This window comes from Deltaproteobacteria bacterium (assembly GCA_020848745.1).
In the GTDB taxonomy this organism is placed as follows: Bacteria; Desulfobacterota; Binatia; order UTPRO1; family UTPRO1; genus UTPRO1.
Window position 1 is genome coordinate 117,131 of record JADLHM010000110.1, and the last position, 12,605, is coordinate 129,735.

The window sequence follows — 12,605 nt, forward strand, 5'->3', positions numbered from 1 at the left end:
GTGTGGGAGTCAATCGGCGGTCAATCGATGATCTTGGGAACCAGGAACAGATCGTCATCGCGGGCCGGCGCGTTGGCGAGGAGCGCGTCGGTGTCGGCGGCGTTGGTCACGACGTCCTCGCGCCAGGGGGTGTCGACCGCCACGATGTGTGCGGTCGGATCGACGTTGGTCGTGTCGAGCCGATCGAGCGTCTCCATGTGCTGGAGGATCTGGTCGAGCGTGGCGGCCAGCTCCCGCTCCTCCTCGGGAGTGAGCGCGAGGCGGGCGAGGAGCGCGACGTGGCGGACCTGGTCGACGGTGAGCTTCACGAGCGCGGACTGTAGCAAGGCGGATCCGATCCCGCCAACGTGGGCGCGCCGCGGGCGACGTCATCAGGGCAGGAGACCGCGCAGGAACGCGCGCGCCGCGGCCGGATCGGCGAGGACGTACGGCGCTCCGGTTCCGTGATCGCCGACCTGGATGGCGACGTCCCCGGGGCCGAGCGCGCGGAACATGTCGCTGTCGGTGTGGTCGTCGCCGAGTGCGCAGAGGGGCGTTCCGGGAAGCGCGGCGGCGCGAATCATGGTCACGACGGTCCCCTTGTTGGCGCCATGTGGGCGGACCTCGATCACGCGATCGCCCGGGACGATGCGGACGGGCAGATTGCTCAGGCGCTCGGTGAGGTGCGCGTGCAGCTCGTGCGCCTGCTGCAGGCCGAACTGCCGGTCACAGGCGCGGTAGTGCCAGGCGAGCGATGCCTCCTTGTTTTCCACGATCGATCCGGGTGTGCGCGCGGCGAAGTCCTCGAGGATGGAGGCGACCGCGTCTCGCCACGACATGTCGACCGCGGGGCCGCCGAGCCAGGCCTGCGAGCCCGGCAGGCGCGACCAGAGGCCGTGCTCCGCGTGCAGCCCGATGGGCAGGGTGCCGAACCAGCTCGCGAGGTTGTCGCGGGCGCGGCCGCTCACGAGATGGACTTCCCATCCGGGATGCGCCGCGAGGTCGGTGAGGAGCGCGATGAGCTCGGCGTCGGGCCACGCGAGCTCCGGGAGCACCGCGAACGGAACGAGGGTTCCGTCGTAATCCAGCAGGAGCCGCGCCGACGGGACTGCACGCATCCGGCTCGCGAGGTCCGCGAAGACGCGGGGCGGCGTCGGCAGGCGCTGCCCCGGCGGACGCTCGGCGCCGTGTGCGAGGGCGGCGAGGAAGCGCGTCGCCCAACGCGTGGCGTTGTACGCGAAGATGCGCGCGCGGAGCGCGCGCATGCGCGCACGGCGCTCGCTCTCGGACATCGTGAGCGCGCGATGGTAGGCGGCGGCCGCTCCTTCCACGTCGAACGGGTTCACCAGGATCGCCTCCGACAGCTCGGAGCCGGCGCCGGCGAACTCGGAAAGCACCAGCACGCCGTCCCCGTCGATCCGCGCGGCGCAGAACTCCTTCGCGACCAGATTCATGCCGTCGCGGAGCGGGGTGACGAGCATCACGTCGGCGGCGCGGTAGAGCGCGAGCAACTCGTCGTGCGAGACGCTGCGGTACATCCAGTGTACGGGAACCCAGCTCGGCGTGGCGAAGGCGCCGTGGATGCGACCGATCAACGCGTCGGCCTGCTCGCGGAAGGTCTGGTACGCTTGCATGTCCTCGCGCGACGGCACCGCCACTTGTACGAGGCGGATGGTCTCGCGGAGCTCCGGGTGGCGCTCGAGGAGGCGCTCGAATGCGAGGAGGCGCCGCGGGATGCCCTTGGTGTAGTCGAGTCGGTCGATGCCGAGGAGGATGCGGACGCCGTCTGCGCGCCACGCCTGCGCGAGCTCGTTGACGGCGGGCGCGGCGGCGCCGCGCTCGTAGCCGAGGGCGTCGATGCCCATGGGGAAGACGCCGAGGTGGACTTCGCGGCCGCGCCAGACGACGCGGTCGACGTCGGTCGGCACGCCGAGCACGCGCAGCGCCGACGTCGCGAAGTGCCGCATGTAGGCCGCCGTGTGGAAGCCGATGAGGTCGGCGCCGAGGACGCCTTCGAGCAGATGGTCCCGATGGGGCAGCGTGCGGAACACTTCCGACGACGGAAACGGCACGTGAAGGAAGAAACCGATGCGGGCCCGGGGCAGTCGGCGCCTGACGAGGGCTGGAACCAGCAGGAGCTGGTAGTCGTGTACCCAGACGACGTCGCCTTCGCGATGGTGCGCGGCGATGGCCTCGGCGAACCGCTCGTTTACGGCCTGGTATGCGTCGAAGCCGTGGATCTCGAGCGGCAGCCGCTCGAGCAGATAGTGGAAGAGGGGCCAGACGACGCCATTCGCGAAGCCGTCGTAGTAACGACGGAGCTCGACGGCGTCGATCGAGACGGGAACGAGGCGCCGTGCCGCGAACTCCGCCGCGAGCGCCGCGTCGAGGGGGTCGGTCGTGCCGGGCCAGCCGATCCAGAGCGAATCGCCGCGATCGTGTACCGAGGCGAGCCCGGACGCGAGCCCGCCGGGGCTCGGCTCGAGCGCGGGACGCCCCGTGTCGTCGGTGACGATCGCGACGGGCAGCCGATTGGCGACGATGAGGACGCGGACCACGCGCTTCTCACGCCCAGGCCCGGACGCGACCTTCGCGGGCCTCGAGGAGCTCGCCGATCGTCGTCGCGGCGTGGATGAGTCCCACGTGGGTGTAGGCCTGCGGAAAGTTGCCGATCTGGCGCCCGGTCGCCGGCTCGATGTCCTCGGAGAAGAGGTCGACCGGATTGCCATGCCCGATGAGGCGCTCGAAGACGTTCATCGCGTCCTCGAGTCGGCCCATGAGGGCGAGCGCTTCGGCCCACCAGAACGAGCAGATGGTGAAGGCGCTCGTCGTTTCGCCGAAGTCGTCCGGATTGCGATAGCGCTGCATGAAGCCACCGGCGGTCAGCCGCTCGGCGTACAGATCGACGGTCGAGACGAAGCGCGGATCGCGCGCGTCGATGATCCCGATCGTCGGCAGGAGGAGATTCGACGCGTCCGGAAACTCACCGTCGAGCGCCTGGGTGAAGTAGCCGAGCTCGGCGTTGTAGGCGCGCGTCAGGACCACGTCGCGCTCCGCCGCGGCGATGCGCTCCCAGCGTTCAGCCTCGTCGTGGCGGCAGAACCGGCGGGCGATCTTCGCTCCGCGATGGATCGCCGCCCAGCACATCGCGCGCGAGAACGTGTACGGCCGGAGCATCGAGCGGAACTCCCAGATGCCGGTGTCGTGCCGCGGCGCCAGCTCGATCGCGCTTTCCACCAGGCGGGCGACCATCGGAAAGTAGCGCTGCGGTTCGTCGTGCACGATGCGCGGATCGCCGAGAAAGGTATCGAGGCAGAGCACGAGCTCGCCCATCAGGTCGTGCTGGCGCTGCGCGAAGGCGGCATTGCCGCGCCGGACCCAACCGTTGCCGCCGAAGCCGGCGAGGTGCGGCAGGAGCTCCTCGGTGAGGTCGCGTTCGCCGCCGATGCCGTACACCGGCTGCAGCGGGCCGTCGCCGACCGTATCGCGCAGGTAACGGATGAACTGTTCGCCCTCGTTCAAGTGGCTCAGCCGGCGCAGCGCTTCCACGGTGAACGCCGCGTCGCGGAGCCAGCAGTAACGATAGTCCCACGTGCGCGGCGTGCCCATCGCCTCCGGAATGCTGGTGGTGGCCGCGGCGATGATCGCTCCGGTGTCGTGGTAGGCGTGGAGCTTCAGGCACAGTGCCGATCGCAACACGTGTGCCGGTGCGTAGGTGGGCAGCGCGCACGTCTGCGCCCATGCTCGCCAGCCCGCGATCGTGAGGTCACGGGCGTGTTCGACGAGCTCGAGCGTCGGCGGCGCCTCGCGCGGACCCCAGGTCAGGGTGAAGAAGATCGGGCGGTCGAGCGTGAACTCCGTGCGGTTCAGGACGTAGGACGATGGCAGGTTGGTCGCCAGGCAGATGGGTTGCGCGAGTCCCCGGACCTCGAGGCCGATTCCGGTCTCGTGCAGCGCGCCCGACGCGCGGGCGTAGTCCGGCTGCGGGTCGAAGTCGACGCGCAGGCGCGGCAAGCCGCGGAGCGGCCGGACGATGCGGACGATCTCGATCGGGACGTCGACGTCGAGTCCGCGCGGGATGCGCGGCGCGAAGTCGACGATCTCCCACGCCGCGTCGGCGTCCTCGAAATGCAGCCGGACGACGTTCGTGTTCGGCACGTAATCGAGGCGGCCGGCGCGCTCGCTGTCGCGCGCCAAGATGCGGAAGCACCCGCCGCGCTCGGCGTCGAGGAGGCGTCCGAAGACCGAGCCCGAGTCGAAGCGCGGCAGGCAGAGCCACTCGATCGCGCTCGTCGGCGAGACGAGGGCCAGCACGCGCCCGTTGCCGTAGACCGCGTGATCGAGCCGGGGAGCGGCGACGCCGGCGAGGGCCGCCGCCTTCCCGGCCGGGTGGGCGACGTCGTTCAGAAGTCCACCCGCTCGCACTCGCTCACGATCAGCCTCTTCACGTCGGTCGTGGCCTCGTAGAGCGTGAGATGGTCGCGGCTCGGCGAGTATTCGAGGTCGAGGTAGCTGCCGTCGGCGAGCTGCGCGATGCGGCACGCCTCGTCGACGGCGTCGTACTCGAAGGTCGAGGTCGCGCTGTTGCGGGCGGTGCCGTTCGCGAAGATGCTGAACGTGAACGAGCCGGCGCTGCCGCCGCAGTTCCAGTAGTTGCTGGCGGCGCCGGAGCTCTGCCCGTTGAGCGCGTCCGTGAGGTCGCAGGTTTCGGTCGCGGGAATGAAGAAGCTGAGAGGCAACGTGACGTCGTCGTTGATCAGGCTCCAGTCGGCCGACGCGAACCCGCCGAGGCCGGCGTCAGCGCCGAAGCAGCGGTAGCGGAGGTTCAGCTCGCCCGCGTCGGCGTCGAAGCTGTCGCCGGTCTTCTCGCACCAGACGAAGGCGGGGGCGCCGCCGTCGCTGAAGAAGACGTTCCCGGTCGCCGAGAAATCCGCCAGGTTGAGCGTGATCGCCCAGCGCTCGTTCCCGACGTCCTTGTTCACGAGCAGTTGGTTCGCGTCGGGCGTCCATTGGACCCCGGTCGGGGCAGCCAAGCCCGGCGCGGGGGCGGCGAGCGACATGGCGAGCGCGGCGACGATGGCGAGACGTGGGTGCATGGATTCCTCCTCCGTGGAGCGCGCTCAAGGCGCCCCGAGGCGAAAAGTTGCAAGCCGGCCCGCCGAGAGCAAGTACGGGGGCGCGCCGGGGTCGGACGGATACTCGTCGCCATGCGGGCCGCCGTGCCGGCGCGTACGCTCCCGTCGTGACGCGGGATAGGCAGCGCTGCGGACGCGACGGCGAGGCGCGGGCGGCGGCCTTCCTCGCCGCCCGCGGGTTCAGGATCGTCGCGCGTAACGTCCGCGCGCCGGCCGGGGAGATCGACCTCGTGGCGCTCGACGGCGAGACGCTCGTCTTTTGCGAGATCCGCACGCGGCGCTCGCGCGGGCAGGGCGGCGCGCTCGAGTCGGTCACGCCGGCGAAGCAGCGCCAGGTGGTGCGGGTCGCCGAATGGTTTCTCGCCGCGCATCCGGCGCTGCACGACCGGCCGATCCGCTTCGACGTGGTCGCGATCGACGTCCGCGGCGAGGTGGTTACGATCGCGCACGTGCCCGACGCCTTCGGCGGGTGAACGCCGCGTGCGGCGCCGGAGCGCACGCTCCGCGTCCGCGTCGTTGCGGGCCCCGGAGGCCGATGCTACGACCCGCCGGTGCTCGACATCCGCCTGATCCGCGACCAGCCCGACGCCGTGAAGCGCGCCCTCGCGACCGTCGGCGTGAGCGCGGTCGAGGTCGACGCGCTCCTCGCCCTCGACGTCGAGCGGCGCGCCGCCATCACCAGGCTCGAGACCCTGAAGGCGGAGCGCGGACAGGCGTCGAAGACGATCGGCGCGCTCAAGGATCCCGCCGAGCGCGAGCAGGCGATCGCCGCGACGCGCGGGCTCGGCGCCGAGATCGCCGCCGCCGAGGCCGTCGCCGTCGAGGCGGAGGAGCGGTTCACGGCCCGCATGCTCGAGACGCCGAACCTGCCGCACCCCGACGTCCCGGTGGGTCCCGACGACTCCGCGAACGTCGTGGTGCGCGAGGTCGGCGCGCCGCGACGCTTCGACTTCGCGCCGCGGCCGCACTGGGAGCTCGGCGAGGCGCTCGGCATCATCGACTTCGAGCGCGGCGCCAAGATCTCCGGCTCGCGGTTCTACGTGCTGAAGGGGGACGGAGCCCGCCTGCAGCGCGCGCTCATCAGCTGGATGGTCGACGTGCACGTTCGGCACCACGGCTACACGGAGGTCTATCCCCCCGCGATGGTGCGGCGGGATTGTCTCGTCGGCACGGGCAATCTCCCCAAGTTCGGCGACAATCTCTACCGTGACGTCGAGGACGACCTCTGGTTCGTCCCGACCGCCGAGGTGCCGGTCACGAATCTCTATCGCGACGAGATCTTCGAGCCCGGGACGCTGCCGGTGAAGCACGTCGCGTACACGCCCTGCTTCCGCCGCGAGAAGATGTCGGCCGGCCGCGACGTTCGCGGTATCAAACGCGGGCACCAGTTCGACAAGGTCGAGATGGTGAAGTTCGTCGAGCCCGCGACGTCGGACGCCGAGCTCGCGTCGCTCCTCGACGACGCCGAGGACGTGTGCCGCCGGCTCGGCATCGCACACCGGGTCGTCCAGATGTGCACGGGGGATCTCAGCTTCACGGCCGCCATGAAGTTCGACGTCGAGCTCTGGGCGCCGGGCTGCGCCGAGTGGCTCGAGGTGAGCTCGTGCTCGAGCTTCCGCGATTTCCAGGCGCGCCGCGCCGGCATCCGCTACCGCCCGGCGGCGCAGGCGAAGCCGGAGCTCGTGCACACGCTGAACGGGTCGGGGCTGGCGCTCCCGCGCGTCATGATCGGGGTCCTCGAGACGTATCAGCGGTCCGACGGGACGGTCGTGATCCCGGAGCCGCTCCGGCCGTACATGGGCGGCATCGAGGTGCTGCGGCCGCGATGAGAGGCCGCCGCGGCGTGCCGCGGAGACTCCTGGCGCAGCACCTTGAGCGGGAACGAGACGTGGCGGCGCAGGGTGACGAAGTGCGCATCGCCCGTTACGAGTACGGCGCCCGTGTGGCGCGCCGTCAGCGCCAAGAGGACGTCGTTCTGCAGGCGCGCGATCCCGATCTTCTCGTGATGGGCGAAGATTCGGGGGAGGAGCCGGCCGGCCTCCAGCCAGCAGCGTCGCCACGATGGCGGCTCGATCGCCACCAGGCTTCGCACCAGACGCTCGACGGCTCTTCCGCCTCGCCCCGTGATACCGCGCAGGAGCTCACTCGCGACGATCGGACAGAGTCGGACCAGCGGAGCGCCGAGCGCGTCCAGGACGTCGGCGAGCGCGCGTGTCCCGCGCAGGACGTCCACGTGCACGTTCGTGTCAAAGAAGGCGATCATCGAAGTCGCCGGATCGGGCGGACCCCGCGGTCTCGCGAAGGACGACGTGCGACCGCAACCGCTCCTCCTCTTCGGCGAGCAGCGTGTTGATAAGCTCCGACTGCGTGGCGACCTTGCGCGCGCGCATCAATCTCCGAAGGCGGGCTTCCGCGACGCGGACGGTGATCGGACGGCGGTCGGACATGCGAATCTCGCAGCTGTATGACGTTCTGGGGTATTTTGTCATACGCCTGTCGCGTGCGGCTGACAATCGGTATTCGTAGGCCCCGCCGTCACCGACGCTACGCGCGCGCCGGCTGGTCGTCGGTGTCGTCGTCGCGGTCGGCGAGGATCTCGAGGGCGCGGGCGGCGACGCGTCGCTCGCTCGGGAAGGTGAGCAGCGTGAGCGCCTCGTCGGCCGGAAACCACGAGGCGTCGTCGACCTCGTCGTCGTGGTCGGTGGTCGAGCCGGAGCGGTATTCGAGCAGGTAGAAATGGACGAGCTTGTGGCGGCGGACCGCACGCCCGCCGTCGTTCACGCTGAACCAGATGTCGATCGCCTCGAGCGGGGCGCGTACGTGGCCCACGAGCCCGGTTTCCTCCGCGACCTCGCGCGCGGCGGTCGCCTCGAGCGTCTCGCCGGGCTCCTGCTTGCCTTTCGGGAGCTGCCAGCGCGTCCGTCCCTTGGTGGCGATCAGCCCGAACGCGACGCCTTCCGGGGTGCGCCGATAGATGACGCCGCCGGCCGAGATCTCCGAGCGGATCTTCGGACGAGGGCGGCGGGGACGTCCGCGCGGCGGCTGCGGCATGACGGCATTGAACCACAGGCCGTTCGTCGGTCCAACCCGAACGAGCGCGAAAGTGCTCGCCGCCGCGCCCCTTTTCTCAGCGTTCCCGGGCGCGGCGACGCGACTGGCGGAAGGATTCGAGCGCCATTTCGAGATGACGGCGGTAGATCGGCTCGAAATCGGCGCCGGTCTCGAGGAGCGACTCCAGCATGGGGCGGAAGAGCTGGAAGCCGAGAGTCGCGGTGAGCATGAGGGCGGCGACGGCGCGGGCGTCGACGTCGGCGGCGCGCGCGGCGGCGAGGTCGCGCCGGTAGCCGTCGAGGAGGTGGGTCATCGACTCGCGGTGGGTCGCGAACACGTCCTCGGTGAGGAGCTCGGTGAGGATGCCCCAGGCGATGAGCCGCACGTAGTGGGGCGCGCGCGCCTGGGCCGAGAAGAGGAGCGACACGAGCGGCCCCGGACTGCGCGTCGCCTCCACCCCCGTGTAGAGGTCGAGCACGCGCGCCAGCTGGCGCGCGAAGGGTTGCCGCAAGGTTTCTTTGAGGAGGCCGGCCTTGCCCCCGAAGTAGCGGTGGATCAGGCCGAAGGAGACGCCGGCCCGGTCGCCGAGCTCGGCGAGGCCGAAGCCGTCGGGTCCCTTCTTCGCCATGAGCTCGGTCGCGGCGGCGACGATCGCCGCGACCGTCGCGTCGCGGTCGCGCGACGAGCCGGCGCGTCGCCGTGCCTTGCCCTCGCCGGCGGGCGCGCGGCGGCGCGGCGGGGACGGCGCGTCCGGCGAACGCGCGCAAGGGCTTGCACGGCGGGGCACGGCGGCAGGGACTCTAGCCGAGCGTGACCCGCGCGTTGGTGATGACGACCTGATCGCGCTCTTTCGCCTTCGCCTGCACGACGACGTCGGTCGGCGACTCCTGCCACATCTCCGTGACGATCGTCTCGCCCGGCATCACCGGTCGCGCGAAGCGCACCCGGATCGAGCGGAAGCGCGTCGGATCGTCGCCGGCGTACGCCTGGAGCACGGCTCGGCCGACGTTCGCGAAGGTGCAGAGCCCGTGGAGGATCGGCTTGTCGAAGCCGCCCATCCGGGCGAAGCCCGGGTCGGCGTGGAGCGGGTTCTTGTCGCCGGAGAGGCGATAGAGGAGCGCCTGGTGGGTGAGCGTCGGCGTTTCGACGATCGTGTCGGGCGCGCGCTTCGGCGCCTCGTTGGTCGCCGCCGGACCGGGCGCGCCGCCGAAGCCGCCCTCGCCGCGGAGGAAGATGCCGAACTCGTTCTTGAAGATGGGCTTCCCGCCGTCGCGCGTCGTGATCGCCTCGATCACGACGAGGGCGCCCTTGCCCTTGTCGTAGATGCCGGTGATCTTGCCGGTCGTCGTGGCGGTGGCGGCGGTCGGAATCGGCGTCTCCAGTACCTCGAGGTACTGCTCGCCGTGGAGCAGCATCATCGGATTGAAGGAGAGGGCCGGGACGTCCATGAGCCCCATGAGCATCGGGAAGCTCGGGATCACGCCGAAGGTCGGGAGCGCGCGGAGCCCGTTCTCGAACGTGTACTGCAGCACCTGGGGGCTGGTCTGGTCCTGCCCGATGCCGACGCCCGCGCCGAGCGCGTAGAGCATCAGCGCATCCTCGTTCCAGCTGAAGTCGACGGCCGGCAGCGCGGCGCCCAGGGCTTTGTCGAGATCGATCGGCATGCGTGCGCTCCTTGCGACGGGGTGTGGCTCAGCGCATATGCAAGGTCTTGCAACAAGTAAAGGCCCGTCCTAGGGACACTGCCGGTGCTTCGACCGGCAGAGCTTGAAGGGAGGGTCGTCCGCATGGATTTCGGTTTCACCCCCGAGCAGGACGCGCTGCGCGCGCAGGCTCGTCGCCTGCTCGATCAGGAGCTGCCGCTCGATCGCATCCTCGCCTGGAGCGCCGATCCGAGCACGCTCGATCGCGCGCTCTGGAAGAAGACCGCCGTGCTCGGCTGGGCCGGCCTCACCGTTCCCGAGGCGCACGGCGGCCTCGGACTCGGCGCCGTCGATCTGATCGTGTTGCTCGAGGAGATGGGCAAGAGCCTCTGCCCCTTGCCGCTCGCGTCGACGGATCTCGCGGTCGCGGCGCTCGTGGCGCTCGGCGACGACGCGGCGCGGGCGGCCTGGCTTCCCGGCATCGCGGCCGGCGATGTCGTGGCGACCGTCGCGATCGCCGAGGCGAGCGACGTGCCGACCGCCGACGGCATTGCCGCGACCGCGACCGCTCGCGGCGGCGACGTCGTGCTCGACGGCGCGAAACTGTTCGTGTCCGACGGGCAGCACGCGGACCTGCTGCTGGTCGCGGCGCGCGAGGGCCGGGGCACGAGCCTCTTCGCGGTGCCTGCCGACACGCCCGGCGTGACCGCGAGCCCGCTCGTGGTTGTCGACGCGACCAAGCCCGCGGCGGAGATCCGGCTCGCCGGCGCCGTCGTGCCGGCGAGCGCCCGCCTCGGGGGCATCGGCGGCGCGTGGCCGACCCTGGCGCGGCTCCTCGACCGCCAGATCATCACCCACGCGGCCGAGATGGTTGGCGCCGCCGACGCCGCGCTCCGCATGGCGGTCGAGTACGCGAAGGTGCGCCAGCAGTTCGGCTCGCCGATCGGGCGCTTCCAGGGTGTGAAGCACCGTTGCGCCGAGATACTCTGCGACGTCGAGTCGGCGCGGTCGCTCGTCTACTACGCCGCCTGGGCCCTCGATCATGCGCCGAGCGAAGCCCCCGCCTACGCCTCCATGGCGAAGGCCGCCGCGTCGGAGGCCCTCGATACCGCCGGCGAGGAGTGCGTCCAGATCCACGGCGCCATCGGCTACACCTGGGAGTGTCACGCTCACCTCTTCTACAAGCGCGGGCGCCAGAGCCATGTATGGCTCGGCGCTCCCGACGAGCACTACGAGCGCGTGATGCGGTCGCTCGCGCAGGCCTGAGAGGAGCTGCCATGGACTTCACCTTCAGCCCCGAGGAAGAGGCCTTCCGCGCCGAGGTGCGCGCCTTCATCCGCGATCACCTGCCGAAGCGCTCCGGCCAGGACCAGATGGACGTCGAGGAGGGCATGAGCGACCTCCCGGCGCTCTACCAGTGGAACCAGGACCTGCACGCCAAGCGCTGGGTCGGCTTCAACTGGCCGCGCGAGGTCGGCGGCGGCGGGGGCACGATCAGCGAGCAGATGATCCTCAAGGAGGAGATGGCGCGCGTGAAGGCGCCGATGCTCGGCCTCTCCTACATGGGGCTCGCCTGGGTCGGTCCAGCGCTCATCAAGTACGGCACGCAGGAGCAGCGGGACCGGCACATCGGACCGATCCTGCGCGGCGAGATCCAGTGGTGCACCGGCTATTCCGAGCCGGGCGCGGGCAGCGACCTCGCCGCCCTCCAGTGCAAGGCCGTCCGCGACGGCGACGACTACGTCGTGAACGGGCAGAAGATCTGGACGAGCCTCGCGATGTGGGCGCAGTGGATGATCCTCCTCGTGCGCACGGACCCGCACGCGTCGAAGCACCTCGGCATCACCTGCCTCCTCGTGCCCATGAGCACGCCCGGCATCACGGTGAAGCCGATCAAGGAAATGAACGGCGGCGCCATGTTCGCCGAGGTCTTCTTCGAGGAGGTACGGGTGCCGGTGGCGAACCGGCTCGGCGCGGAAGGGCAGGGCTGGGACGTCACGAAGGACGCGCTCGCCAACGAGCGGAGCTCGATCGCCGACGTCTGGGCGTTGAAGCACCGGCTGGAAGCCATCCGCGACCTTGCCACGCGCCGCACGCGGCGCGGCCGACCCGCGATCGAGGATCCCGCCATCCGGCAACGCATCGCGCGCATGGAGACCCAGGTCGAGGCCATGCGCTTGAACGGCCTGCGTTTCGTCACCAAGCAGCTCCGCGGCGAGCCCCTCGGGGCCGAGACCTCCATCAACAAGCTCATCCGCGCCCGCATCGAGATCGAATCGGGTCGGCTCGCCCGCGACATCGAGGGGTCGTTCGGCATCCTCGCCAAGAAGTCGCCGCACGCGGTCGACAAGGGGCGGTGGCAGAAGGTCATGCTGTCGTGGCCGCCGTTCGTGATCGGCGGCGGTACACCGAACATCCAGAAGAACGTGATCGCGGAGCGGATCCTCGGTCTGCCGCACGACGTCTGAGCGTCAATCTCTCGCCGATCGACGTCTCCGCGGCGTTCATGCTCCGTACGCCGGCGGAGCGTGACCGCCGCGTCCGCCCCCGCGCTGTGCTCGTCGCGTGCGCGGACCCGCGCGCATGTCGCATGACAGCGCCCCCCGGGCGCCCCCGCCGCGCCGCGCCTGCGCCGCGGCCGGCGTCCTGAAAGCCCACTGACTCCACGAGGTTCGGCGTGTCGAATGCGTGCGCGGGCGCGGAGTGCGGCGCGCTCACGCCGTGCGCCTTGTCGTCGGGCTTGGCGGCAAGCGGTGGGCCCGTCGTGCCCGCGGCGCGCCTGGCGTGGATCTTGCGA

The 12,605-nt window shown here is 70.7% G+C and carries 13 protein-coding genes; 4 read left to right on the forward strand and 9 right to left on the reverse strand.

Annotation, left to right across the window (positions count from 1 at the left end):
- Positions 1–20: 20 nt before the first annotated feature.
- The 4 genes from gatC to IT293_16735 form a co-directional block, all read right to left on the reverse strand.
- Positions 21–308, reverse strand: coding sequence for an Asp-tRNA(Asn)/Glu-tRNA(Gln) amidotransferase subunit GatC (gene gatC / locus IT293_16720; GenBank protein MCC6766305.1), 288 nt, complete (start codon positions 306–308; stop codon positions 21–23).
- 63 nt (positions 309–371) lie between these two features.
- Positions 372–2,537 (reverse strand): bifunctional alpha,alpha-trehalose-phosphate synthase (UDP-forming)/trehalose-phosphatase, encoded by a 2,166-nt coding sequence (locus tag IT293_16725; protein MCC6766306.1) that lies wholly within the window; start codon positions 2,535–2,537, stop codon positions 372–374.
- A gap of 7 nt (positions 2,538–2,544) precedes the next feature.
- The gene (locus IT293_16730; GenBank protein MCC6766307.1) at positions 2,545–4,404 is read right to left on the reverse strand and encodes a glycoside hydrolase family 15 protein; all 1,860 of its coding nucleotides are present in this window, start codon (positions 4,402–4,404) and stop codon (positions 2,545–2,547) included.
- A complete protein-coding gene (locus IT293_16735) occupies positions 4,383–5,075 on the reverse strand; it encodes a hypothetical protein (protein MCC6766308.1) in 693 nt (230 codons plus the stop codon). Before IT293_16735 ends, IT293_16730 begins: the two co-directional genes overlap by 22 nt.
- Before the next feature lie 146 nt (positions 5,076–5,221).
- Between IT293_16735 and IT293_16740 the strand changes: the two genes are divergently transcribed.
- The gene (locus tag IT293_16740) at positions 5,222–5,587 is read left to right on the forward strand and encodes a YraN family protein (GenBank protein MCC6766309.1); all 366 of its coding nucleotides are present in this window, start codon (positions 5,222–5,224) and stop codon (positions 5,585–5,587) included.
- Between the two features lie 78 nt (positions 5,588–5,665).
- The gene (serS, locus tag IT293_16745; protein ID MCC6766310.1) at positions 5,666–6,943 is read left to right on the forward strand and encodes a serine--tRNA ligase; all 1,278 of its coding nucleotides are present in this window, start codon (positions 5,666–5,668) and stop codon (positions 6,941–6,943) included.
- On the opposite strand, the gene IT293_16750 is transcribed toward serS, so the two are convergent.
- The 5 genes from IT293_16750 to IT293_16770 form a co-directional block, all read right to left on the reverse strand.
- Positions 6,862–7,377 (reverse strand): PIN domain-containing protein, encoded by a 516-nt coding sequence (locus tag IT293_16750; protein ID MCC6766311.1) that lies wholly within the window; start codon positions 7,375–7,377, stop codon positions 6,862–6,864. The genes serS and IT293_16750 overlap by 82 nt on opposite strands.
- Entirely contained in the window at positions 7,361–7,504 is a 144-nt protein-coding gene (locus IT293_16755; GenBank protein MCC6766312.1) for a hypothetical protein, read from the reverse strand. Before IT293_16755 ends, IT293_16750 begins: the two co-directional genes overlap by 17 nt.
- Positions 7,505–7,658: 154 nt before the next feature.
- Positions 7,659–8,165 (reverse strand): NUDIX hydrolase, encoded by a 507-nt coding sequence (locus IT293_16760; protein MCC6766313.1) that lies wholly within the window; start codon positions 8,163–8,165, stop codon positions 7,659–7,661.
- Between the two features lie 76 nt (positions 8,166–8,241).
- Complete coding sequence (locus IT293_16765) at positions 8,242–8,952, reverse strand: helix-turn-helix transcriptional regulator (protein ID MCC6766314.1); 711 nt, start codon at positions 8,950–8,952, stop codon at positions 8,242–8,244.
- Positions 8,953–8,965: 13 nt separating this feature from the next.
- Positions 8,966–9,829, reverse strand: coding sequence for a MaoC family dehydratase N-terminal domain-containing protein (locus IT293_16770; GenBank protein MCC6766315.1), 864 nt, complete (start codon positions 9,827–9,829; stop codon positions 8,966–8,968).
- Between the two features lie 123 nt (positions 9,830–9,952).
- Between IT293_16770 and IT293_16775 the strand changes: the two genes are divergently transcribed.
- Positions 9,953–11,074, forward strand: a complete 1,122-nt coding sequence (locus IT293_16775) for an acyl-CoA/acyl-ACP dehydrogenase (protein ID MCC6766316.1) — start codon at positions 9,953–9,955, stop codon at positions 11,072–11,074.
- Between the two features lie 11 nt (positions 11,075–11,085).
- Positions 11,086–12,276: an acyl-CoA dehydrogenase family protein gene (locus tag IT293_16780; GenBank protein MCC6766317.1), complete on the forward strand. Its 1,191-nt coding sequence runs from the start codon at positions 11,086–11,088 to the stop codon at positions 12,274–12,276.
- Positions 12,277–12,605: the final 329 nt, after the last annotated feature.